Source organism: Nostoc sp. DSM 114161, assembly GCF_052692665.1.
Window position 1 is genome coordinate 6,656,430 of the sequence record NZ_CP195141.1, and the last position, 24,542, is coordinate 6,680,971.

The following is a 24,542-nucleotide window of genomic DNA, read 5'->3' on the forward strand; positions in this document are numbered from 1 at the left end:
CCCGCCCGTAAGGAATCGTGGACTTACAGTTTACCTCACAAGTAATAGTAATTTATTTCTTAGTAATTCCGATATAAAATTGCTATATGCTTTGACTAAATCAACTCTAAATCAGTAAAAAAACGTGAATCTCCCATTAATTACTCGCGCTCAAGAACACAAAGATAAAATAGCCATTACTACAACCCAAGGAGTATTTACTTATCAAGATTTACTCCACACCTCCAGTCAAATCGCTACTAATCTTCTTGAGAATGCAGATGATTTACACGAGGAGCGAGTTGCTTTTCTCATCCCGCCCGGATTTGAGTATGTAGCAACTCAATGGGGGATTTGGCGTGCAGGTGGAATAGCAGTACCTTTGTGTGTTTCCCACCCGCGACCAGAATTAGAGTATACGATCGCAAATTCTGGAGCATCGATTATTGTCGCCCATCCTGATTTTGAGGATACATTGCAAGCGATCGCCAAATCGCAAAATTTGCGATTTATTCTCACCTCACAAACCCTCCCATCTAATGTTGGTAACCTCCCAGAGGTAGACATCAAAAGATGCGCCTTAATTCTCTACACCAGCGGTACAACTGGGAAACCCAAAGGTGTGGTTACAACCCATGAAAATATTCAAGCTCAAGTCACTAGCTTGGTTACCGCTTGGGAATGGACATCAAGCGATCGCATTTTACATGTACTGCTACTACACCATATTCATGGAATTGTCAATATACTAACTTGTGCTTTATGGGCTGGGGCAGAGTGTCACATGTTGAGCAAATTTGATGCCGAAGTTGTGTGGAATCGAATTTGTGAAGGTGACTTAACTTTATTTATGGCAGTACCGACAATATATGTAAAGCTGATTGCTGCTTGGGAAAATGCAAACAGCGAACGCCAGAAAAGCATGTCAGCAGGCTGTAAGAAAATGCGCCTGATGGTTTCTGGCTCAGCAGCTTTACCAGTTCAAGTTTTGCAAAAGTGGCAAACCATCAGCGGACATTTTTTGCTAGAGCGTTATGGAATGACGGAAATTGGTATGGCGCTATCGAATTCTTTACACGGCGAACGCTTGCCAGGATATGTGGGAAAGCCTTTGCCTCAAGTAGATGTGAGATTAGTGGATGAGAATGGATTAGTTCCACCAGGAGAGCCAGGAGAAATCCAAGTTAAAGGCCCGACTGTGTTTTTGGAATATTGGGAAAATCCCCAAGCAACCGCCAAAGCCTTCCAAGATGGCTGGTTTTGTACTGGAGATCTTGCGGTAGTTGAGAATGGCAATTACCGGATTTTAGGACGGATGAGTGTAGATATCATCAAAACCGGGGGATATAAAGTTTCAGCTTTAGAAATTGAAGAGGTGTTAAGAACCCATCCAGATATTCAAGAATGTGCAGTGGTTGGGGTTGCAGACATAGAGTGGGGCGAGCGAGTTTGTGCGGCATTAGTATTGCGAGACTCACAAACTTTGACATTAGAATCCCTCAGAAGTTGGGCAAAAGAGCAATTGGCTGTCTATAAAGTGCCAACTCAAATTTTGATAGTCGAAGAATTACCGCGCAACGCAATGGGAAAAGTCACTAAGCCGACGGTGGTGGAGCTATTTCGAGGGTAGTGATAAACGCTGATGCCGGGAAACCCCTAGTCGAGCAGTGGCTTCACTTTGTATCTCGCCCTAAGCGTCTCGATACAATTCCTCTTTTAAACTGGTGCTCCAAACCCAGCAAATGCATGTTTTAATTGATACTCTTAACCTCCTGCCTTTCTTTGTAACATTCGGCTAATAGCCACTGGCAACTCAACTAATGGCTTTACAACTACCTTTGCAGCCAAAAATGCCATCCATCTACCAATATTTAACGAATGCTGAGGTTATCTTGTTATATAACCTGATTTTTAGTGATTTTTCTTTTGTTTGCTAATGCTTATTAACTAAATAAATAATTTTTAAAAAAATTGCTTAAACAACTTATATAAATAAAATTTTTGATGACAAGTACTTTATCGTGTGGCAGATTTATGATAGTTATTAGCGACCTAAATTTAATGCTTTTTTTTTAGATAACCTGGCAAAGATTGGTAAGGTATATGCCATAATGTCACGAGCTAGGCGTATATAAACTTATTGTTATACTTCAACACCTAAGTGTGGAAGGTATCAGTTTGGCTATACAAAAATACAATACTACTAGCTCAATCCGATCGTTCATCGATGGGATAAAAACTCTTGCTTTATCTGGGAATCCTATATTTGGGTCTGGATTTAATCTATAGCAGGGGTTGATTGAGTTGTAGATATAGGAGGAAATTTGATGAAATTATTAGATTTGGAAAATCCAGAGGTTATATTAGCCTCTAAAACTGATAGTAACTTTGTGGACTCAACAGCAGCACATCCCCGACCGTTGTTAAAGCGATCGCACTGGCAAACTTTAAATGGGCTGTGGAAATTCGCATTTGACGATCAAGGAAAATGTGTTGAACCTGGCAATATTAGCCAATGGTCTCATGATATAGAAGTTCCCTTTGCGCCCGAATCTACCAAAAGTGGTATTGGTGATAATGATTTTCACCCAAATTGCTGGTACGAGCGAGAATTTGAAACACCAACAGGGGATGGGAGATTACTATTGCATTTTGGTGCTGTAGACTATCGCGCTCGTGTGTGGATAAACGATAAATACATAGGCGAGCATGAAGGCGGACACACCTCTTTCAGTTTCGATATTACCCATGCCTTAAATGACAGCGGGACAACAAAGGTAACAGTGTGGGCGCACGACGATCCGCACGACCTCGCCAAACCTCGTGGTAAACAGGATTGGCAGTTGCAACCGCATAGTATTTGGTATCCTCGGACGACAGGTATTTGGCAAACAGTCTGGCTGGAGCGTGTAGGCGAGACTTATATCGGTAACCTTCGTTGGATTCCCGACTGCGAACGCTGGGAAATTGGGTTTGAAGCTGGGCTGGCTGGTAATTTACCGACTTCAGGCGTACAAATTAAAATTAAACTCAGCGCTGGCGGTCGCGTGTTAGCAAGCGATACCTATGAAGTATTCAATGGGGAAATTACCCGCCGCATCGTTTTAAGCGATCCTGGTATTGACGACTGTCGTAATGAATTACTCTGGAGTCCAGAAAAGCCAACGCTGATAGATGCCCAAATTCAGCTATGGGATAAAGACCGTCTTTTAGATGAAGTGCAATCTTATACAGCAATGCGGACTGTCAGCATTCAGCGCGATCGCTTCATGCTCAACGGTCGTCCCTACTATCTACGGCTAGTTCTCGACCAAGGTTATTGGCCCGATACATTAATGACTCCCCCCAATGACGAAGCATTGCGACGCGATGTAGAACTGACAAAAGCTATGGGTTTTAACGGAGTCCGCAAACACCAAAAAATTGAAGACTCCCGGTTTTTATATTGGGCAGACGTTTTAGGGTTGTTAGTATGGGAGGAGATGCCCAGTGCTTACCGTTTCACGCCGAAAGCTGTGGAACGCATGACCCGTGAGTGGACGGAAATTATTAAGCGAGATGTCAGCCATCCATGTATTGTGGCGTGGGTGCCATTTAATGAATCCTGGGGAGTGCCAAATTTAGTCGAGACGGCGGCTCATCGCAACTACGTGTTGGCAATGTATCATCTGACCAAGACTCTCGATCCGACTCGCCCGGTAATTGGTAACGATGGTTGGGAAAGTACGGATACGGACATCCTCGCTATTCACGACTACGAACGCCACCCCGAACGATTAGCCCATCGCTACAGACCAGATATTCAAATATCCGATCTATTCGAGCGTAGCCGTCCTGGAGGACGTATCCTCACCTTGGATAACTATCCCCATCAAGGACAACCAGTCATGTTAACCGAGTTTGGTGGTATCGCTTATGCACCTCTCGATCGCCCTGATGCAGATCGGGCTTGGGGATATGAAAACTGCTCGAATATCTCCGAATTAGAGATGAAATACGCTGCTTTGCTCAAAACAGTTAATGATATCGAGCTATTTAGCGGATTCTGTTACACGCAATTGACCGATACCTTCCAAGAAGCTAACGGTTTATTGTACGGCGATCGCACGCCAAAATTTCCCATTGAGGCAATCCGCGCTGCAACCCTTTCAGGACAAGGATTATGTACTCCCACAAGCTGTTAAAGCCCGACGGACGCAAACTCAAGTTATACAGTCGCTACCCAATTAGCGGTCAGTTAGAAGCTCCTAGCCCTAGCAATGAGCCAGTGCAAGCTAATCCCCACCTGCGCTGGCATCCCCTACGGGGGGAATGGGTAGCTTATGCTAGTCACCGTCAAGGGCGGACATTCATGCCGCCCCCAGAATACAACCCCCTCGCACCTACTACTAACCCTGAGTTCCCAACGGAACTACCCCAAGGTAAGTACGATGTGGCAGTGTTCGATAACCGCTTTCCCTCAATGGTTTCCACAGCCAACAATCCACCCGATACCATCGTGGAAACGTTACCAGCGAATGGAGCTTGTGAGGTAGTGGTTTTTACTCAAGATGCCCGCGCTTCCTTGAGTTCCTTAGAGTTGGATCATCTGGATTTGCTGTTGGAAGTATGGGGCGATCGCACCCGCGAACTAGGGCTAAATCCGCAAATCCAGTACGTCCTGCCCTTTGAAAATAAAGGTGTAGAAGTTGGTGTAACGTTGCACCATCCCCACGGGCAAATTTATGCTTATCCTTTTATACCGCCGATTCCAGCGCGAATGCTGTCAATGCAGCAGGAGTATTATCAAGAACATCGGCGGGGTTTACTGCAAGACTTGATTCAAAAGGAAATTGCAGCTAACCAGCGAATTATATATCAAGATGAGTATGCCATCGCCTTTGTCCCAGTATGCGCTCGTTACCCCTATGAAGTCTGGCTGGCAACAAAAGAGCCAGTTAGCACTTTTACAGATCTGACGCCACAACAACGTTGGGGACTTGCCAAAGCCTTAAAAACTGTCACTCTCAAGTACGACGGCTTGTGGAATCGCCCATTTCCTTACTTGATGGCTTGGTTTGGTGCGCCAACTGACGGTTTACCCCATCCAGAAGCGCATTTACATGCCCAGTTTTACCCACCATATCGCACAAGCGAAAGGCTGAAGTATCTCGCGGGAACCGAACTCGCAGCAGGGATGTTTGCCAATGACGCTTTACCGGAGGAAAAAGCTAAGGAACTACAAGCAGTGAAGGTAAATATTGAAGAGCCGATTTCGGCATAAATTATAAGCTGTTACGCATAAATGCTTATTTTAAACCTTCACAGCTCCTTATACCAATTCTATATGAAGATGCACAGAATATTAAACGAACCGCCAAGTACGCCTTTCCTGCGGAACGCTTCGCGAACGCGCAGCGTCTCGTAGAGAAGAGCGCCAAGAATAGAAAGTTACTCATTTAGTGCAGCTTCACATTAAACCGGTATTAGAGGCTATTTATAAAGTAAAAATCAAATTGTTGTAGGTTGTGTTAGGCGCATATTTTTAGATTATTTGTCACAAAAAATATGAGATGAGCGCCTCACGCACCGTCTTTTATAGCGGTGCTTTAGGCTAAAGCCGTAACGCACCCTACTTAAGATTTACTTTATAAATGGTCTCTTAAAGTCCTTTGCACGTGCAGAAATTCTCATTTATTCTGTGGCAAAAATCGCAAAAAATAGAGATGAAAAAATAAAAATGAAACTGTTAATAGTTCGCTCGCCAGTCATAAGACTTTTTTAGCAAGGCTTATTTAAAATACTATGCGTAAGTCAGAGATGACTCCAGAACAAATCGACAAAATCGTGCTTATTGGCAAAAAGCTTTTATCAGCAGGATGGGCTAGCCGAAAAACAAACGATTTGTTTCGGAAAGGTCTATGGCTACCTCAAGAGGCAATCTTTGATTACACTAACAGTTCTACACACATTATTATCCTTTATTGTGCTGAAAAGGAGAAGGTCGATCTGATTCTTGAAGATGATACTGGTAGACTAAATTTTGTTGTCTGTGTGGAAAATTTGTTAGAAAATTTGCTTAGCTATATCGTATTAAATCAAGAAGAAATATCTACTTTAAACTATAGAGAATTTATTACTTATATAGTGAAAACATATCCTCAAAAAACCTTCCTGTTTAAAGATAATCAAATGTATAGACTCAAAAATAAATATATAAATCCCCCTTTAACATAACGTTAAGAGGGGGATGATGACTAAGGTCAGAAGATTTTTATAGATTTCAACCAGAAGGCAGTTATTAAAAGAGGATAGGGAACAGAGGGGAAGATCAGTTGCTAAATTTTAGAGAATTGGTATTACACCGTAATATTGTCTGTTTCCCTTTCCCTGTTGGCTTTTACCCAAATTTACCAGCGGTTGAAGCTATGAGGAATGCTGCATAAGTAAGGACGTAACCGACTGTGAAGTGAGCTAGACCTACTAGCCAACCTTGGACAATGGACAAAGCAACGGGTTTATCTTTCCACTTAACTAAGTTAGCTAACGGAGTGCTTTCGTGTGCCCAGACTAGAGTTTCGATTAACTCTTGCCAGTAGCCACGCCAGCTAATGAGGAACATGAAACCAGTTGCCCAAACTAGGTGTCCGAAGAGGAACATCCAAGCCCAGACAGATAAATTACTTGTGCCGTAGGGATTGTAACCGTTAATTAACTGAGCAGAGTTAGCCCAGAGGTAATCGCGGAACCAACCCATGAGGTATGTAGAGTTCTCGTTGAATTGAGCGACGTTACCTTGCCAAACACCGAGATGTTTCCAGTGCCAGTAGAAAGTCACCCAGCCCAAGAGATTCAACATCCAGAACACAGCAAGATAAAAAGATTGTTCCCAAGAGGAAGTTTGGCAAGTACCACCTCGGCCAGGGCCATCACAGGGGAAGGTGAAGCCGAAGTCCTTTTTATCAGGCATCAATTTGGTACCGCGGGCATCCAGCGCACCCTTAACACAAATCAAAGTGGTGGTGTGCAGACCTAAAGCGATCGCATGGTGAACCAGGAAATCACCAGGGCCAATGGTCAGGAACAAGGAGTTAGTACCGGCGTTAATTGCATCTACCCAATTTGGTAACCAGACGTTACCGTAGTTGGGCCAAGCTGTATAGGCAATGCTATCTGGATTAGATAATAAAGTATCCATGCCATACAGCAATTTCCCGTGAGCAGATTGGATGAATTGAGCAAACACTGGCTCAATCAAAATTTGCTTTTCAGGAGTGCCAAAGGCAACTACAACGTCATTGTGGACGTATAACCCAAGGGTGTGGAAGCCCAAGAATAGCGACACCCAACTTAGGTGAGAGATAATCGCTTCTTTGTGCTTGAGTACCCGGTCAAGAACGTTACCTTTGTTTTGTTCTGGGTCGTAGTCTCGTACCCAGAAAATACCAGCATGGGCGAAGGCACCGATCATCAAGAACCCAGCGATGTACTGGTGATGAGTGTATAGTGCCGCCTGCGTTGTGTAGTCCTTAGCTATGAAGGCGTAAGGAGGCAGCGAGTACATGTGCTGTGCGACTAACGACGTAATAGTTCCCAGCGCTGCCAAGTGTATGGATAACTGGAAGTGCAACGAGTTGTTATAAGTGTCGTACAGCCCTTGGTGGGGTAAATTGAACTGACCTTCAGTTGGAATGCCAAAGAAATTTCTGGCGTTGAGCATTTCTTTGATGCTGTGACCAATCCCGAAGTTCGTGCGGTACATGTGACCGGCAACAATAAAGATGACTGCGATCGCCAAATGGTGATGAGCTATATCTGTCAGCCATAGCGATTCAGTCTGGGGATGAAAACCACCCAAAAAACTCAGAATTGCCGTTCCTGCACCTTGGGATGTGCCAAACACATGCCCTGGTGTATCGGGATTCTGGGCGTATACACCCCAGTCACCTCTCCAGAAAGGTGCTAAACCTGCTGGGTGCGGCAATTTAGTTAGAAAATTATTCCAACCAACATGAACGCCGCGAGATTCGGGAATAGCAACGTGAACGAGATGTCCTGTCCAAGCCAGAGAACTAACACCAAACAAACCTGCTAGGTGGTGATTCAAACGAGGTTCAGCACTCTTGAACCAAGCTAAGCTGGGACGATACTTAGGCTGCAAGTGCAGCCAACCGGCAAACAAGAACAATGCTGCTAACAATAGGAGGAACACTGAACCCTGGAAGAGGTCATTGTTCGTCCGCATCCCGATGGTATACCACCAGTGGTAAATACCAGAGTAAGTAATGTTAACAGGATAGTCAGCGCCCCCTTGGGTAAAAGCTTCTACTGCTGGTTTACCAAAGTGGGGGTCCCAAATTGCGTGAGCGATCGGGCGGATATGCAGCGGATCTTTAATCCACTGTTCAAAGTTACCTTGCCAGGCTACGTGGAACAATAGACTGGATGCCCACAGAAAAATGATTGCTACGTGACCGAAATGACTAGCGAAAATCTTTTGGTAAAGATTTTCCTCGGTCATGCCATCATGGCTTTCAAAATCATTTCCCGTAGCGATCGCGTACCAGATCCGACGCGTAGTCGGGTCTTGTGCGAGATCCTGGTTAAATTTAGGATACTTTTTGGCCATGCAATTTAATTACATCTCCTTAAAACGCTAATCCAAGTTACTAGTTCTAATGAGCCAGTAACTTTTTGCAATTGAATCAGCTCCCTTTCAGCCTTCAATTCGAGGTCAATCTAATAGCAAAAGCTGATGAGTATTTAGAGAAAAACATGTTTACAGCAGAGTTCAAAAGCAGGCAGTCCATTGGTAGTTTTCCTAACTTGTACTTCTTTGGGGAACCCACAGGGTGGCAACTGCCGTTGAGAAAGAATTGGTGAGTTCAAAGAAAAGTTCGAGCGCCGACTTCCGGCAATGCAAACTTCAGTGAGTAAAACAGGTTTTATACCTGGCTGCCAGACGAATAGCTGTGTAATTTACTTCCCTTGCAATCTGCTGTAATTCTTGCACTTACATTTTTAGGGGTATGATGCAATTCATTTCTATTACAGTAATAAACTAATTAATTAGTACTACTTCCATCTAACTAACGGAGGATATTTCTGTTAAATGAACTTGTAGTCTTAAAGACACTGACAAACACACAAAAGTTACCACAATTTTGATGAAAGCAAGCTTAAATTTTTGTAAATTATGCAGCACAATAAAGATTGGTTGCCAAAAAAACAAAAAATTAAACTTAAATTCATGTAGAGTTTAACAAGCTGTGATTATAAGGATTTGTACTTATTGTGGAACTAAATTAGGTCAATTACTCAGGGGTTAATAATTCCGTAATAAATGGCCACAACAAATAAGAAAGTAGCCAATATAACCACGGTAAATCCATAGCGAGCTAGTGAATTGGGTAAATCCCGATTAGTGATTACATTATTCCTTTGTACCTGAGTTATAGGTTCAGATTTCCCATTACCTTGAACATTGAGATTCTCAGGTTTATTCTCTGTTTTTGTATTTTGAGTCTCTTGAGATTTCATCAGCTTTTTCGATTTTTTGTAGCTCGTGTGCTTTCATAGTTTCAAACATTGCCTAACGGCTACATCATTCTTAAGAACTACCTTGGCTCAATGTGTAGTTTGCCTAGAGTAGTTAGTCTATGTGAAGTTAATTTGTAATTGCAAATACACGTAATAATGCAATAGCTTGCTGTTAAGAAAGTTCCTCTGTGGAGGTAAGGGAACAAGAAACTGGAAAAGGTATTAATTAATACAGGACAGATGGTAGAAAGACCCCTGCTGGTTCGTTATACAGGCCGAGGCTCATTAACGTTGCGGTCTGGGTGACACGCAGGCCATGGTTCAAACACCAACGGAACAAGTCAGCGTTACGCATCGGAACATAGAAGCCTAACTCAGCGGATGCTGGAACTGCGGCAATCAGCGCCTTTAAGTCCTCATTGTTCTCGGCGACAGCGTGACCGAAGAAGCCAATTTCGCTGGCATAGCCCGATACGCGCCCATCACACTCGACAAGGATTGCTGTGCCCCGCCCGATAGCTGCCTTTAGTTCGCCGGCCCTGTCATGACCATGAATGCGATAGCAAAGTTGATTACACACAGCAAGGTCGGCCTCAGTCATCAGACGAACGCTACGGCCGGGTATCGTCAAGCTGAGCGGCTTTCCTTCAAAATTCGCCAATGGCTCTCGCACATCGAAGCCGAGTTTTGTATACAGGGAAAGCGAACGGCTGTTATGGGCAGCTTGAACGAGTCGGACACCGACGTAACGTTTTTCGCGTGCCCGCTGTAAAACATGTTCCATCAGGCGGCGACCAACCGAGCGATTTTGTGCAGCTGGGTCTACCGTAGTGGGGCCGACTCCGGCGATAGTGTCGCCTTCCCACAAAAAGTTACTGCCGATGACGCGCCCATCAGATGCCTCCGCCACCACTGAATAAACTGCTGGGTCTGCTAAAATTTCGGTCAACATACCTGCCCCAAACTCCGCAGAAGGAAAGTCGGGTGCTAAGCCATGCTGTTCGGCAATGGCACGGAATCCTTGATACAGAATTGTGCCACAGGGAAGTGCATCGTCGGTTCGTCCCGCACGCAGTATCACTGAAAATGTTTGTTCTAATACTTTGTCCATGATGAAAAGCCTTTCAAGTTTTCCTTTCGTAAGTTTGGGCGAACGGGAGGTTGAACCGAAATCAAGGCAAAAATGGAAATAAATGTTGGGAATGTTTGATTTTTCGTTACCTACAATCAAGTTATACCAGTTAGCAGGTAATTGCGATCGCTACTCTACTATTTTGAATACCAACTTGAGACAGACGCAGACAAACGTAGATTAACTTGATAATTATCTGTATCTATCTATAGTTTTTCCTATGAATGAAGAAGTCTCTAGGAAGTTGGAGTTAATCGGGGAAACGTTGCGTGAAAACGAAGCCCAAGGGGTGCGCTTGCGGGGGACAGACTGGTTTGCTTGGGCGACGGCTGGCGCTTCTAATACCGTGCTGCTGACTGCTGAAACTGGCGTAGCAGAAGTATTAGTAACTACTGAAGATGCTTGGGTATTAACGGATGAAATTGAAGCCCAGCGTCTTATAGATGAAGAACTGCCTGCTAATTTTAAGGTGTACGTCAACCCTTGGGCTGATTATGCTGCGCGTGAGTCTTTCGTTCGCGATGTAACTGGCGGTGGAAAAGTAATTAGCGATCGCCCCATCTCCAATTTAGAAAACCCTTTACCCCCAAGTCTACAAACTCATAAACGGGTAATGGTGCCAAGCGAGCTAGAGCGATATCGTCAAGTCGGGCAAAAAGCTAGCCTTGCAATGACAGAGGTACTCAAAGCCGCCAAACCAACTTGGACGGAATATCAATTAGCGGGTGCAGGTGCAGAGGCGTTATGGGCGAAAGGCTTACATCCCGCCCTGACATTGGTAGCAGGTGAAAGGCGTTTACCTTTATACCGTCACGCTACAGCTACCAAAGAACAGATTGGACGGCAAGCGATGTTGGTTTTTTGCGCTAGAGGTTACGGTTTGTATGCAAATCTAACTCGATTTGTTTGTTTTAGCCAGCTTTCAGGCGAAGAAGCCGAATTGCATCGCCACGTGCGCGAAGTAGAAGCAGTAGTTTTGAATTTGTCCCAACCCGGAACGACTCTCGACAAAGCTTATCATGCGCTAGGCCAGGCTTACGAACAGCATGGATTTGCCAATGCCATCGGCGAACATCATCAGGGAGGAACCACCGGATATTTAGCGCGAGAAGTTGTGGCAAATCCAACTACTACTGATACTTTGACACAAGGCATTGCTGTTGCGTGGAATCCCAGTTTACCAGGGGCAAAGGTGGAAGATACTTTTGCGATCCTCAAGGATGGAAAGCTGGAAAATCTAACTTTCGATCCAAATTTTCCTCATGTCGAGGTCGAAGGAAGATTGCGCCCTGTACCTTTGTACAATTAAAAATTATGGATTTTCAACAAATATTCAATAAACCATCTGAAACTCAAGCTACCGCACCAGGAAGAGTAAATTTACTAGGCGAACATACAGATTACAACGATGGTTTCGTTCTGCCAACTGCGATTCCTCAATCTACGACGGTACAGCTGGGTTTTAGTAGCGATCGCCACCATCACTTTTACTCGGAAAATCTCAACGAGCAAGTCGCCATTTTAGATATCAATCATACACCGTCTGGATTTGCCAGTTATATTTTTGGCTGTCTTGAGGTTTTGCAAAAAGCAGGATACACAATACCATCGCTTTGTGTATACGTCCAATCATCGGTTCCTATGGGTTCCGGCTTGTCTAGTAGCGCAGCTTTGGAAGTAGCAACGCTACGGGCGGTGCGCCAACTTTTAGACCTTCCCATTGATGATGTTGAAATCGCCAAATTAGCCCAGCAAGCAGAAATTCACTATGCTGGGGTGCAGTGCGGCATCATGGATCAGATGGCTTCTAGCTTGGCGGATACCGAGCATATTTTGTTTTTAGATACCCGTACTTTAGAACGCCGTGTCATGCTTTTGCCTGAGAAAGCAGAGATTTTGGTGATTGATAGCGGCGTACCCCGCACCCTTGCAAGTAGTGGATATAACCAGCGGCGTGCTGAGTGTGAAGAAGCGGCGCGATCGCTAGGAGTTAAGGCACTGCGAGATATTACCGATCCGAAAGTAACAGAAAAACTACCCGAACCTCTACGACGGCGTGCCCGTCATGTGATTACAGAAAATAACCGCGTCTTGGAAGTATTGCAGGGAGTATCATCTCAACGCTTTGGCGAATTGATGAACGCATCCCACGCTAGTTTGAGAGACGATTACGAAGTATCAGTACCCGCACTAGATATTTTAGTAGAACTATTGCAAAAAACTTCCGGAGTTTATGGTGCAAGACTCACAGGTGCCGGTTTTGGCGGTGCTTGTGTGGCTTTGGTTGCGGCTGGTGAAGCCAGAAGAATCGCAACCCATGTCCTCGAACAATACAACCAAGCAGATTACAACGGACGAATTTTGGTTCCTTCTTTGGAGTTAAGCGATGCAGCCTAAAGTTGTTTATGGAAATGCAGCCGTTGAAGGTGTAAATCGTTGGGGCTGGTTCATCGGTCACTTTATCACTCCTGAAGACGATCCGCGTTCCACAGAAATGTTAGAAGTAAAATGGGCTGTTCATAAAGCAGGTGAAAGCAGAACTGATTGGGCAGTCAATAACCAAGCTGCTACGCTTTCAATCCTCATTAACGGAGAATTTCGCCTGCAATTTGAAGATAGAGAAATTTTATTAACTCGTGAAGGCGATTACGTTCTTTGGTGTGCAGGTGTACCCCATTGGTGGGTTGCTGAGTCCGACTGCACGATTGTCACTGTCAGATGGCCTTCAAGACCAGGGGATAGTGTTGCATTGCCTGGGATTTAAGGGCTAATAGGCAAAAAGGGAACAGGTTTAAAGCTAGGTTTTTGTCTGTATTTTAGGCTCAGTTCATTTTATAAATTATGGCTTAACTGCCATAAATAATTTTAATTATTTGTTACGAAGAATTAGTAGAAACCACTCATTTGGAAAATAGTGCGCTACCATCGACGAGCAATAAAAAAATCTCCTAGAGGTCTGATATTAATACGCCTCTAGTTATAAGTTAAAGAGGATAACAAAGATGGTTCAAAGTATAGGCGGTATAGCGAAATATTCGGCTACCGACCTAGACCGCTTAGCTCAAAAACTAAATCAAGACGGAATTTGTATCATTCCCGGTCTTTTTGAGCGAAAATTAATTGAAGAGTGGGCACAAGCTTTTGAAAAGTTATTTAGAGAGCGTCAAAATCAACCAGGTGGTTTAGCTCCTCGTGAAGTTGCCCGCTATTATTTGACATTACCTTGGGTTCCTCCATTCGCTAATGAATTGGTTTTTGCGAACCCAGTAATTATGGGTCTTTTAGAGCGCGTTTTCTATCAAGAATACGTAATGGTTCAGTTGGGAGTTGATGTCCCATTTCAGGGTTCGGATTATCAAGAAACCCATCGAGACTTTCGTCCGTTGTTTAGCGACCAAATAGTAACGCCTCTCTACGCTTTAGCGGTCAATTTCCCATTGGTGGAAGTAACCGCAGAAAACGGCCCGTTCCAAATGGCACGCGGTACCCATGTATTACCGCGTGAAGAGGGATTAAAGAAGGTTGCCAGTGGTGAAATTCCGATGGAATCATTTTATATGCAGCCTGGTGACGTGATGGTGCGATCGCCTTTAGCATTGCACAGAGGTTCCCCAAATCGCACGAATCAGCCAAGACCGATGGTAGTGATGGGCTATGCGATGCATTGGTTACACACACCAAAAGTAGAATTGACTCTCCAACAAGACTACTATGAAAGCCTATCAGTGGAGATAAAACAAATGCTGCGGTGTCAGGTAGTTGAACAGTTGCCTAAAGAAAAAGCTGAAACTTACGTAAATTTCAAGTATTAGGAATTCGCTTTAGTCACTAAGACAGTGTTTTTAAGGTAAATGAGGCACACAGGTAGGGGCAAAACAGCTCTACATTGGTGTCAACTTAACACGAAACCCTGGTGAAAACGTGATGAGCGAGTTCTACTCACTTAGCATCAAGATCCGCGTTACCCCACCCCGGTTTTGCTGGCGCAAAACCTCCCCTCCCCTTGCTAAGGGGAGGGGTTGGGGGTGGGGTAAAATGCCTGTGGGATAAGCGTTTGAGCTTAAGTTGACACCAATGACAGCTGTTTTGCCCCTACGATAACCTGTACCTTCACACATTCCCTTTGTTTATAACAATAGTGAAGTTATATAAATATTAAGCTAAATTGTGTTTTTTATTACTAATTATCAACATTTTATTTAAAAACTTTTCCTAAAAAAGTTATACAAATAGTTCTATCTGAGGGTAGGAAATCTATCAAAAACTGAAAGTTAAAATTGTATCGCAACAACTTTTTAAATAAGGTACAAATTTTTTATGCCGTCAGAAATTCCTGAAGATAATCGCAAAGAAGAAGGTAAATACGATCCTCAAGATAACCCTGGAACCCAAACAACCGTACCAACTACAGAAGAAGGTGATACTCCTCTTGATGAAAGATATCGGATGACTGGTCAAGAATCAGGTACAGACGTTCGTCAAGGTGCTGAACCTGAAGCTGCTGGTGGTACTGTTACCACGCCTGGTCTTCCTAATCAAGGAACGGAATCTCGTTAAAAAGATTCTTGAATTTAATCAAGATAAATCTTCATCTTTGCCATTACAACACTTACTTTTTCTGAAAGTTGCCGCAACTTAACTTAATACTTAGGATCGACCTCTCCAGCTTAAAATTTAACTAAGAATTTTAAGCTGGTCTGCTTGATTTGATAAAACTTTGCTCCCTGAATATATATTTAATTAAGTTTATTTAAGTTAACTTTACTAGTCTAAAATTTATTAGCTTTACTTGTAGCGATCGCAATATTTACGGAATTAAAATGCAAACATATACTAATCCGGTTTACAAAGGTTATTTTGCCGATCCTTTCGTTTGGCAGTACGAAGGAGTATATTATGCGATCGGAACTGGTGCAGCAGAAGCAGAAGGAATGGTAGATGAAATAGCGGACGCAGCAAATATTAAATCCAGTAACAAATGCGTCTTTCCGCTGTTACGTTCTTTTGACTTTGCGAATTGGGATTTTGTTGGTAACGCACTACTGCGGCCAGATCCCGCCCTTGGTGATAATTTTTGGGCGCCGGAAGTTGCTTACTGTGATGGACAGTTTTATCTCTACTACTCTGTAGGACACGAAGACAAGAATCATCAGTTACGTGTGGCTACAAGCGATACGCCGTTAGGGCCTTATCAAGATGTTGGCGAACCGCTTGTAGATCCAAAGTCGTGTCCTTTTGCGATCGATCCCCACCCATTTTGCGATGATGATGGACAGTGGTATTTGTTTTACGCCCACGATTTTCTGGATACGCCGGATGGAGTGCGTGCTGGTACAGCATTAGTTGTAGACAAACTCCAAACCATGACTAAGCTTGCTGGTGAGGGGAAAGTTGTTTTGCGGGCGCGGTCTGATTGGCAAAGGTTTTTAGCCAACCGCTTGATGTACGGTGATATCTATGATTGGCATACTTTAGAAGGCCCCTGCGTCCGCAAGCATGGAGGTAAATATTACTGCTTTTATAGTGGTGGACGCTGGGAAACTGAGAACTACGGAGTCGATTATGGCGTTGCTGATAACGTGATGGGGCCTTACTCCGATGCAGGTAACGAAAACGGCCCGCGGGTGTTAAAGTCTGTTGCGAATTTTGTTAGAGGGCCGGGACATAATTCTATTGTTCTTGGGCCTGATGGTCGCACTGAGTATCTTGTCTACCATGCTTGGACGCAAAATATGGATATGCGGCAAATCTGCTTAGATATACTGATTTGGACGCCAGAAGGGCCCATTTGCCAAGGCCCTAGCTGGACGCCGCAGAACATCACCAACGATTGAATATAGGAATATTAAAGATTTTGCGATACATTAACATTGCTCACTTTTGCTGGTATGACGATACTATAGTAGCCAGCAGCGATCGCTGCTAATGCATTAAGCAAAACATTGGCACCAAACAATGGCATTAAACTGAAAAATGTCTTACCCAATGGCAACAATCCGATGATGGCTAGCAACGCATAAGCAACTGTAAAACCACGATTGAATAAACGTGCAGTGCTACTATTGTTGTAAGAAGTAATTCTTAACAATCCTACAGCGCAGCGTACAAGGTTATGCAAAAAGTTCGTGGGAATTGCACCAAAAATATAACCAAAGCCCGCAGAATAAGCGCCAACGGACTCATCCAGTGGAACAAAAGATTCGTTCGTTCCTGGCAATGAAACCAAAGCTGGTACAAATCCAGCTAAACCTTAAAGTAAATAAATGATGCCGATCGCTAAAGCAATGTAACGCTCTATGATTTTTTCCTGGTTAATGTTTTCCATCTTTTTTATTCTGTGAAATCTGAGATATTTACAAACTATTAGCTGAATCTATTTTTAATATCTAAAAATAGATTGCCTCTAGCTATTTAACTGTCTAAGTACAATATTTCTAATTAACCTTTGACGTTCAATTGCACTTTATAAATAACGTTGATAGTCAAGTTATAGCTAACAGGAAGATCGCGATCCTCTGTCACAAGTTTGAATGTATTATCTGTCAATAATTTTAAGTCTAAGTTTAAGTTTTTTTACCTAAAATCACAATCTAACTTAAAAATTGAATAAGAATACAGAATTCAGCAATCTTGACGCTCGTTCGCACTTGGCGTGCCGTAGGCAAGACTCGGCGAATCGCTGCTCTATCCGCTATTCTGACGCCAATATTGCTGTTCGATAATAAAAAACTTCTTTCTTTTTTCCTATTGCAAAAAGTTAAATATCAATACCTAAATTGAATACATTGCCTATTTTATTTGAGTAATTTTCACAGAAAAGCGATCGCTTCTCTGAGTGTCATCATCAGAAGCGATCGAACGGAGTTTATTAATGCGATAAAAGTATTTTATGCATTATCAAAAGCTTTTTCACCTACCTAAGGCATATCACTGGATTGAAATTTATAATACTTTTTTGCAAAAACACAAAAATTAAATGAAATTACTTTATTTACTACTATGGTTAGTAAAATAATTATTACAAAATTATATATATTAAGTAAGAAATTAACCTAATTTTTTTTATAAACAGGACTTACGCAAAAGATAACGAAAGTAGCGGTAATTCATCAATTACCGCTACACAAGAATAAGCTTTTTGCTCGCATCTTGCGTAAGTTCTAAGAAAGAGAAGGCGGTTTGATAGTTTTCATAACTCAAATAGGATTGCTATATTAATTATTTAAATTTATTATGTATGAAAACGAACAGACAAGAAAGAATTATACTTATAAAATTTCGCTAAAAATAAAAATTTTTGTTACATTACTTAATATTTTTTTGATTTAATTTAGATAAGAATCTAGTACTCAGGACTTAATAAAGAAAGTAATTTTATATTTATTTGGATAGATGATAGAGTAATAAATAAAACAGTATTTTACTGTTAATGCAGCTGCAACAAACGTATTGATTTTAACGATTTGATATAAAAAGACGCCGAAAAAAATATCTTGCAAGCTTTCATCTGGAAGTGAATTTTACCCTGCCTTGAAAATAAAACGTATTAGCGATTGGCTAGTTCAGAATTAAGAATCTAAATAAAGAGTGTATATATGGCAAGTGAAAAAGCGAAAGTCAAAAACAACGGTACCAGCAATATTATTTCGCCAAAGCAGCGTAAAACAAAGCGATCGCAGCTAGACGAAATGCAATCATCAAGTGCATCGCTGCTGAATTTAACTTCGTCTCCTAAAAAAGCTCAATCAACAGAAACCTTTAAAGATACGCCTGATATAGTTTGCTTATCTCACCTGCGTTGGAATTTCGTTTATCAAAGGCCACAACATCTACTTAGTCGTTGCGCTCAAGGAAAGCGAGTCTTTTTTATTGAGGAGCCAATATTCTCAGAAGAACCCTTGAAAAGATTGGATATCAGCGAAGATTCTAGTGGAGTAGTTGTAGTTGTGCCACATCTACCGCAAGGACTGGGTGAAGAAACCATTAACGCAGATTTACAACTACTAATTAATAATTTATTTGCAGAGCATAACATCGAAAAATACATTTGTTGGTATTACACACCAATGGCGATCGCTTTTACCCGCCACTTGCAACCCCAAGCTGTCGTGTACGATTGCATGGATGAGTTGTCTGCATTCAAAGGAGCATCGCCCACTTTAAAAAATTACGAAGCCGAACTATTCCGGCGTGCAGACTTAGTATTTACAGGAGGGCAAAGCCTTTACGAGAGTAAAGTTAACCAACACCCCAACGTTTATGCCTTCCCCAGCAGTGTAGATGTCCCCCACTTCGGCCAAGCCAGACATCTTCAAGAACCAGCAGATCAAGCTCATATTCCCCATCCTCGCCTGGGATTCTTTGGCGTAATTGACGAACGCATGGATATCGAACTGCTTGCTGGTATTGCCGAAGCACGTCCCGACTGGCATTTAGTAATTATTGGGCCAGTTGTCAAAATCGATCCGGCAGCTTTACCACAGCATCAAAATATCCATTATCTCGGTGGCAGAGATTATAAACAGCTACCTGCATATTTAGCCGGGTGGGACTTAGCAATGTTGCCGTTTGCGCGTAATGAGTCAACACGCTTTATTAGCCCTACCAAAACTCCAGAGTATCTTGCCGCAGGAAGGCCTGTAGTATCTACCTCAATTCGCGATGTGGTGCGTCCTTACGGAGAGTCCAAGCTGGTACGAATTGCAGACACGGTTTCTGAATTTGTTGTCGCTGCCGAACAGGCAATGCAAGAAGACATCCCAGCCTCAGAATGGTTGAGTCGAGTAGATAGCTTTTTAGAAAAAATTTCTTGGGATCGTACTTGGGCATCAATGATGAAGTTGATTGACTCCGCCATTGCAGCCCGCGATAGTGAAGACAAAGCTCATTCCAAAGGTGCGGTAGGTAAGCAAGCACCAAATATAATCACTAGAGATTATGTCTTCGATTATTTAGTCGTCGGTGCTGGTTTCTCTGGTAGCGTCATTGCCGAACGTTTGGCAAGTCAGTCTGGTAAGAAAGTGCTGATTGTAGACAAACGCAACCATATCGGCGGCAATGCCTACGACCATTATGACGAACATGGCATTCTCGTTCATAGATACGGCCCCCACATCTTTCACACCAACTCCCGCGAAGTCTTTGAATATCTCTCGCGTTTTACTAAGTGGCGGTCTTACGAACATCGCGTCCTTGCAAGTGTAGACGGGCAACTCGTTCCCATTCCTATCAACCTCGACACGATTAACAAGCTGTATGGGATGAACCTCAATTCATTTGAGGTCGAAGAGTTTTACAAATCCCTTGCCGAACCAGTAGAAAACATCCGCACTAGTGAGGATGTGGTAATAAGTAAAGTTGGTCGAGTACTGTATGAAAAATTTTTCCGAGGTTACACGCGCAAGCAATGGGGACTCGACCCATCGGAACTTGATAGATCGGTAATTGCCAGAATACCTACTCGCACCAATCGCGACGATCGCTATTTTACCGATACTTACCAGGCAATGCCACTGCACGGCTTTACCCGGATGTTCGAGAATATGCTTAATCATCCGAACATCAAGGTAATGCTTAATACCGATTATCAGGAAATTCAAAAAGCCATACCTTGCCGCGAGATGGTTTATACCGGGCCTGTTGACGAATTCTTTGATTATCGTTATGGGAAACTACCATATCGTTCCCTCGATTTCAAGCATGAGACACACAACACCAGCGTGTTTCAACCAGCGCCAGTAATCAATTATCCCAACGAACATCTTTATACTCGCGTGACGGAGTTTAAATACTTAACCGGTCAGGAACACTCTAAAACGAGTATTGTTTACGAGTTTCCGAAAGCTGAGGGAGATCCTTATTATCCCGTACCGCGTCCTGAAAATAACGAAATGTACAAGCAGTATAAGGCATTATCTGATACAACACCAGGAGTATATTTTGTGGGACGGCTAGCAACCTACAAGTACTACAACATGGATCAATGTGTTGCTCAAGCTCTCTCTGTGTACAAACAAATTGGGGTTAAGGCTTAAAGAGAAGAATTCAGAATTCAGAATTCTGAATTCAGTAGTAGCGTATCAAGGCTAAAATAATGCATTAGTAAACTCTTGTGGGGTGGGCAGGAAAGCCCGCCCGGAGGGGTGAGGACACCCATCCTACAACAAAATCTATTGCAACATTTTAGCTTTGACACACCCTACAAAACTCTGTCTTTCTTGATAAATAAAATATCAGCTTGAGTTGTAAATTATGACTTCCGCTTTCAACTCGATGCTCAACACTCCTGAATCAAAACTTCCTTTAGAAGTGTGGGCTGGTGTAGAGTGTACGGTAAATCGTGTGGGCAAAGAGTATTTTGACCAGTTGGAACGCAATGGTCATGCAAGGCGCTTGGATGACCTAGATCTATTCGCACAACTTGGCATACACGCCATCCGTTATCCAGTGCTGTGGGAACGGACAGCGCCGGACGGTTTGGAGAATGCTGATTGGTCGTGGATAGATGAACGGCTGGAACGTTTGCGCGAACTTGGTATTCGTCCGATTGTGGGATTAGTGCATCACGGCAGCGGGCCGCGCGATACTAGCTTGGTAGACCCGGAATTTCCTGAGAAACTAGCGGTGTTTGCTGGTGCGGTTGCAAAACGATATCCTTGGATAACACATTACACACCGATAAACGAGCCACTAACTACAGCACGATTCAGTGGGATGTACGGTCACTGGTATCCTCACGGCCGGGACGATTTGACTTTTGCCCGTGCTTTGTTAGGAGAGTGTAAAGCGATCGCTCTTTCGATGCAAGCAATCCGCCAAGTCAACCCCAACGCTTTGCTGGTACAAACAGAGGATTTAGCCAAGATTTACAGTACGCCCAAACTAGCTTATCAAGCAGAATTTGAAAACGAGCGCCGCTGGTTGAGTTTTGATTTATTATGCGGTCGAGTCAACCCAACTCATTTCATCTGGGATTACTTGCTAAGGTGTGGCATTGATGAGGCTGAATTTGAATTCTTTTTGCAAAATCCTTGTCCGCCTGACATTATCGGTGTCAACCATTATCTGACGAGCGATCGCTTTTTAGATGAAAACCTAGAAAACTATCCCGCTTGGACGCATGGTGGTAATGGTCGGGACAAATATGCAGACGTAGAAGCTGTACGAGTTTGTGCTGAGGGTTTGGCAGGGCCGCGGGCATTGCTCAAAGAGACATGGGAACGCTATAAATTGCCCATTGCCGTCACTGAAGTTCACCTGAGTTGCACCCGTGAGGAGCAGCTACGCTGGCTCAATGAAGTGTGGAATGCAGCCCAAGAATTACGAGACGAGGGTGCAGACATTCGTGCTGTAACTGCTTGGTCGCTTCTGGGCAGCTACGATTGGAATAGTTTAGTCACTCGCTGGGCGGGATATTACGAGCCAGGCGTATTTGATTTACGGTCTCCACGTCCGAGACAAACAGCGATCGCCAAGATGGTGCGAGATTTAGCCACTGGGCATAAACCCAATCATCCATTACTTGACATACCAGGATGGTGGCATAGAAAAGAGCGCCTATTATACCCAGCCGTCAGTTGTCCCTCATCTTCCCCTGCTTCCCCGTTTACTGAGCGCAGTCGAAGTATGCTCCCCCGCCCCCCTGCCTCTTCTCGTCCCTTGGCAATTGTTGGAGCCACGGGAACTTTAGGCAGGGCTTTTGCTCGGTTGTGTCAACTGCGAGGAATTCCATATCGCTTGCTCACACGCAAAGATATGGACATTGCCGATTCTGCTTCCGTCAATAAAGTACTTGCCGAGTTGCGACCGTGGGCAGTTGTGAACGCAGCGGGATACGTGCGGGTGGATGATGCAGAACGCGAACCCGATATTTGCTTAAAGGCGAACGCTGAAGGGCCAGCGATTTTAGCTACTGCTTGCGCTCAACATAACGTCGGACTGCTAACTTTTTCTTCAGATTTGGTATTCGATGGTGCTGAATCTAATCCTTATGTGGAAACTGATACCGTTGCGCCCCTCAACGTATATGGATGTAGCAAAGTTTTGGCCGAAAAACTGGTATTGCGGGCTAATCCGGCATCGCTAGTGATTCGCACCAGCGCATTTTTCGGGCCGTGGGATGACTATAACTTTGTCACCATCGCCCTACGCGAGATGAGTGCTGGAAATACTTTTGTCGCGGCCGAGGATGCGATCGTTTCGCCTACTTATGTACCAGATCTTGTCCACGCCAGCCTCGATTTATTGATTGATGGCGAGAACGGTTTGTGGCATTTGGCAAACAAAAGTGCTGTTGCTTGGGCTGACTTAGCGCGATTGGCAGCAAAAAAAGCAGGTGTGAGTGTGAAAAGTTTGGTTTCTCTACCTACGCAAGAACTTGGTTGGATTGCTACCCGCCCAGTTTACAGCGTTCTCGGTAGCGATCGCGGTGAATTAATGCCACATCTTGACAGTGCTATTTCTCGCTATTTGAAAGAGAGAAGTTAGTACTTATCTGCCCCAGCTACCAATCCACAATCCTTGGCCGCTATGGCGTATTTTCAAATTACTCGTTTAGCTTCCTAATTTTTTAGATCCTCCCAACCCCCCTTAAAAAGCTACCGCGTACACACAAGTTATGAAATCGCTACCAGTCATTGAATTACCCCTCCCTAACCCTAACGCCACTTGCTTCAAGTCGGCAGAGCCGCCCAACGCAGTGGCTCCCCCTTGTAAAGGGGAGGGAACTAGATTTTCCGGTTTCCCCCCTTTATAAGGGGGGATTAAGGGGGGTAATTCAGCTTGTGTGTACGCGGTAGCCTTAAAAAGCAGGGCTAAGAACTCTTAAAGTCCCCTTTAAAAAGGGGGATTTAGGGGGATCTAGACTTTTAAAACACCCCCCAATCCCCAGTCCCCTATTATGTCAACGATTTTAGTAACGGGAGGAGCTGGATACATTGGCTCTCATGCTGTATTAGCTCTGAAAAACGCAGGTTATGAAGTAATTGTTTTAGATAATCTGTCGAACGGACATCGAGAACTTGTAGAAGAAGTTTTGCAAGTTAAATTAATTATTGGAGATATGAGCGATCGCTCTCTTCTCGATGACATCTTTTCAAGTAACAATATAACTGCGGTTATGCATTTTGCTGCTTATATTGCAGTGGGTGAATCTGTTACTGACCCAGCTAAATATTACCAAAATAATGTTGGAGGTACTCTGACACTTTTACAAGCGATGCTTGCAGCTTCAGTTAACAAATTCATCTTTTCTTCTACTTGCGCTCTTTATGGTGTACCAAAGTTTGTTCCTCTGACTGAAGAACACCCGCAAGATCCCATTAGTCCCTATGCTACTAGCAAGTGGATGGTAGAAAGAATTCTATCTGATTTTGATACAGCCTATAATTTCAAATCTGTACGTTTTCGTTACTTTAACGCCGCTGGTGCTGACCCCAATGGATTGCTTGGTGAAGACCACGAACCTGAAACTCATCTCATACCATTAGTATTGTTAGCTGCTTTGGGTAAGCGGGATTCCATTTTGATTTTTGGCACTGATTACCCTACAGAAGATGGTACTTGTATCCGAGATTATATTCACGTTACTGACTTGGCACAAGCCCATATTTTAGGTTTGGAATATTTATTAAAAGGCGGAGAAAGCGAAGTATTTAATCTTGGAAATGGCAACGGTTTTTCAGTCAGAGAAGTAATAGAAACTGCTAAACAAGTAACAGGCAAAGAAATTAAAATAGAAGAACGCGATCGCCGACCAGGTGACCCCCCTATTTTAGTAGGCAGCAGCGACAAAGCAACTAAAGTTTTGCGTTGGCATCCACAATATCCCGACCTGAAAGAAATTATCGCCCATGCTTGGCAGTGGCATCAACAAAGACATAAATTTTGAATTCTGAATTCAGAATTCAGAATT

16 protein-coding genes and 1 pseudogene are annotated in these 24,542 nt (G+C 43.5%); 13 read left to right on the forward strand and 4 right to left on the reverse strand.

What is annotated here, in order from left to right:
• Nucleotides 1-124: 124 nt before the first annotated feature.
• The 4 genes from NSTC745_RS28040 to NSTC745_RS28055 all read left to right on the forward strand — a co-directional run bounded on the left by NSTC745_RS28040 (nucleotide 125) and on the right by NSTC745_RS28055 (nucleotide 6,195).
• A complete protein-coding gene (locus NSTC745_RS28040; protein WP_445633910.1) occupies nucleotides 125-1,609 on the forward strand; it encodes an acyl-CoA synthetase in 1,485 nt (494 codons plus the stop codon).
• Nucleotides 1,610-2,306: 697 nt separating this feature from the next.
• Entirely contained in the window at nucleotides 2,307-4,163 is a 1,857-nt protein-coding gene (locus tag NSTC745_RS28045; RefSeq protein ID WP_445633911.1) for a glycoside hydrolase family 2 protein, read from the forward strand.
• Nucleotides 4,142-5,242, forward strand: a complete 1,101-nt coding sequence (gene galT / locus NSTC745_RS28050; RefSeq protein ID WP_445633912.1) for a galactose-1-phosphate uridylyltransferase — start codon at nucleotides 4,142-4,144, stop codon at nucleotides 5,240-5,242. Before NSTC745_RS28045 ends, galT begins: the two co-directional genes overlap by 22 nt.
• A gap of 536 nt (nucleotides 5,243-5,778) precedes the next feature.
• Nucleotides 5,779-6,195, forward strand: a complete 417-nt coding sequence (locus NSTC745_RS28055; RefSeq protein WP_445633913.1) for a hypothetical protein — start codon at nucleotides 5,779-5,781, stop codon at nucleotides 6,193-6,195.
• A 163-nt stretch (nucleotides 6,196-6,358) separates the two neighbouring features.
• Here the strand turns inward: NSTC745_RS28055 and psaB are convergent, their stop codons facing one another.
• The 3 genes from psaB to NSTC745_RS28070 form a co-directional block, all read right to left on the reverse strand.
• Nucleotides 6,359-8,587 carry a photosystem I core protein PsaB gene (gene psaB / locus NSTC745_RS28060; RefSeq protein ID WP_445633914.1) on the reverse strand — a complete coding sequence of 743 codons (2,229 nt, stop codon included), beginning with the start codon at nucleotides 8,585-8,587 and terminating at the stop codon, nucleotides 6,359-6,361.
• Nucleotides 8,588-9,276: 689 nt separating this feature from the next.
• Nucleotides 9,277-9,498 (reverse strand): hypothetical protein, encoded by a 222-nt coding sequence (locus tag NSTC745_RS28065; protein ID WP_445633915.1) that lies wholly within the window; start codon nucleotides 9,496-9,498, stop codon nucleotides 9,277-9,279.
• 226 nt (nucleotides 9,499-9,724) lie between these two features.
• Nucleotides 9,725-10,729: a GNAT family N-acetyltransferase gene (locus tag NSTC745_RS28070; protein ID WP_445633916.1), complete on the reverse strand. Its 1,005-nt coding sequence runs from the start codon at nucleotides 10,727-10,729 to the stop codon at nucleotides 9,725-9,727.
• 121 nt (nucleotides 10,730-10,850) lie between these two features.
• Here NSTC745_RS28070 and NSTC745_RS28075 point away from each other — a divergent pair, with 121 nt between their 5' ends.
• The 6 genes from NSTC745_RS28075 (at nucleotide 10,851) to NSTC745_RS28100 (ending at nucleotide 16,464) form a co-directional block, all read left to right on the forward strand.
• The gene (locus NSTC745_RS28075) at nucleotides 10,851-11,939 is read left to right on the forward strand and encodes a M24 family metallopeptidase (protein ID WP_445633917.1); all 1,089 of its coding nucleotides are present in this window, start codon (nucleotides 10,851-10,853) and stop codon (nucleotides 11,937-11,939) included.
• 5 nt (nucleotides 11,940-11,944) lie between these two features.
• Nucleotides 11,945-13,027 carry a galactokinase gene (gene galK / locus NSTC745_RS28080; protein ID WP_445633918.1) on the forward strand — a complete coding sequence of 361 codons (1,083 nt, stop codon included), beginning with the start codon at nucleotides 11,945-11,947 and terminating at the stop codon, nucleotides 13,025-13,027.
• Nucleotides 13,017-13,394: a signal peptidase I gene (locus NSTC745_RS28085; protein ID WP_445633919.1), complete on the forward strand. Its 378-nt coding sequence runs from the start codon at nucleotides 13,017-13,019 to the stop codon at nucleotides 13,392-13,394. The genes galK and NSTC745_RS28085 overlap by 11 nt, the downstream gene beginning before the upstream one ends.
• 238 nt (nucleotides 13,395-13,632) lie before the next feature.
• On the forward strand, nucleotides 13,633-14,442 hold the full coding sequence (locus NSTC745_RS28090) for a phytanoyl-CoA dioxygenase family protein (RefSeq protein WP_445633920.1): 810 nt from the start codon (nucleotides 13,633-13,635) through the stop codon (nucleotides 14,440-14,442).
• A 505-nt stretch (nucleotides 14,443-14,947) separates the two neighbouring features.
• Nucleotides 14,948-15,187: a hypothetical protein gene (locus NSTC745_RS28095; protein WP_445633921.1), complete on the forward strand. Its 240-nt coding sequence runs from the start codon at nucleotides 14,948-14,950 to the stop codon at nucleotides 15,185-15,187.
• 263 nt (nucleotides 15,188-15,450) lie between these two features.
• Nucleotides 15,451-16,464, forward strand: coding sequence for a glycoside hydrolase family 43 protein (locus NSTC745_RS28100; protein WP_445633922.1), 1,014 nt, complete (start codon nucleotides 15,451-15,453; stop codon nucleotides 16,462-16,464).
• A gap of 11 nt (nucleotides 16,465-16,475) precedes the next feature.
• Here NSTC745_RS28100 and NSTC745_RS28105 read toward each other — a convergent pair.
• A pseudogene (locus NSTC745_RS28105) lies at nucleotides 16,476-16,955 on the reverse strand (DUF4383 domain-containing protein).
• Nucleotides 16,956-18,225: 1,270 nt separating this feature from the next.
• Here NSTC745_RS28105 and glf point away from each other — a divergent pair.
• From glf to galE, 3 genes are all read left to right on the forward strand, one after another.
• Complete coding sequence (gene glf, locus NSTC745_RS28110) at nucleotides 18,226-20,664, forward strand: UDP-galactopyranose mutase (protein WP_445633923.1); 2,439 nt, start codon at nucleotides 18,226-18,228, stop codon at nucleotides 20,662-20,664.
• A 217-nt stretch (nucleotides 20,665-20,881) separates the two neighbouring features.
• Nucleotides 20,882-23,116 (forward strand): family 1 glycosylhydrolase, encoded by a 2,235-nt coding sequence (locus NSTC745_RS28115; protein ID WP_445633924.1) that lies wholly within the window; start codon nucleotides 20,882-20,884, stop codon nucleotides 23,114-23,116.
• A gap of 412 nt (nucleotides 23,117-23,528) precedes the next feature.
• On the forward strand, nucleotides 23,529-24,518 hold the full coding sequence (gene galE / locus NSTC745_RS28120) for a UDP-glucose 4-epimerase GalE (RefSeq protein WP_445633925.1): 990 nt from the start codon (nucleotides 23,529-23,531) through the stop codon (nucleotides 24,516-24,518).
• Nucleotides 24,519-24,542 lie beyond the last annotated feature (24 nt).

Coding starts and splice junctions, on each gene's coding strand:
- NSTC745_RS28045 (WP_445633911.1), top strand. CDS start 2,307: ATGAAATTATTAGATTTGGAAAATCCAGAGGTTATATTAGCCTCTAAA.
- galT (WP_445633912.1), top strand. CDS start 4,142: ATGTACTCCCACAAGCTGTTAAAGCCCGACGGACGCAAACTCAAGTTA.
- NSTC745_RS28055 (WP_445633913.1), top strand. CDS start 5,779: ATGACTCCAGAACAAATCGACAAAATCGTGCTTATTGGCAAAAAGCTT.
- psaB (WP_445633914.1), bottom strand. CDS start 8,587: ATGGCCAAAAAGTATCCTAAATTTAACCAGGATCTCGCACAAGACCCG.
- NSTC745_RS28065 (WP_445633915.1), bottom strand. CDS start 9,498: ATGAAATCTCAAGAGACTCAAAATACAAAAACAGAGAATAAACCTGAG.
- NSTC745_RS28075 (WP_445633917.1), top strand. CDS start 10,851: ATGAATGAAGAAGTCTCTAGGAAGTTGGAGTTAATCGGGGAAACGTTG.
- galK (WP_445633918.1), top strand. CDS start 11,945: ATGGATTTTCAACAAATATTCAATAAACCATCTGAAACTCAAGCTACC.
- NSTC745_RS28085 (WP_445633919.1), top strand. CDS start 13,017: ATGCAGCCTAAAGTTGTTTATGGAAATGCAGCCGTTGAAGGTGTAAAT.
- NSTC745_RS28090 (WP_445633920.1), top strand. CDS start 13,633: ATGGTTCAAAGTATAGGCGGTATAGCGAAATATTCGGCTACCGACCTA.
- NSTC745_RS28095 (WP_445633921.1), top strand. CDS start 14,948: ATGCCGTCAGAAATTCCTGAAGATAATCGCAAAGAAGAAGGTAAATAC.
- NSTC745_RS28100 (WP_445633922.1), top strand. CDS start 15,451: ATGCAAACATATACTAATCCGGTTTACAAAGGTTATTTTGCCGATCCT.
- glf (WP_445633923.1), top strand. CDS start 18,226: ATGGCAAGTGAAAAAGCGAAAGTCAAAAACAACGGTACCAGCAATATT.
- NSTC745_RS28115 (WP_445633924.1), top strand. CDS start 20,882: ATGACTTCCGCTTTCAACTCGATGCTCAACACTCCTGAATCAAAACTT.
- galE (WP_445633925.1), top strand. CDS start 23,529: ATGTCAACGATTTTAGTAACGGGAGGAGCTGGATACATTGGCTCTCAT.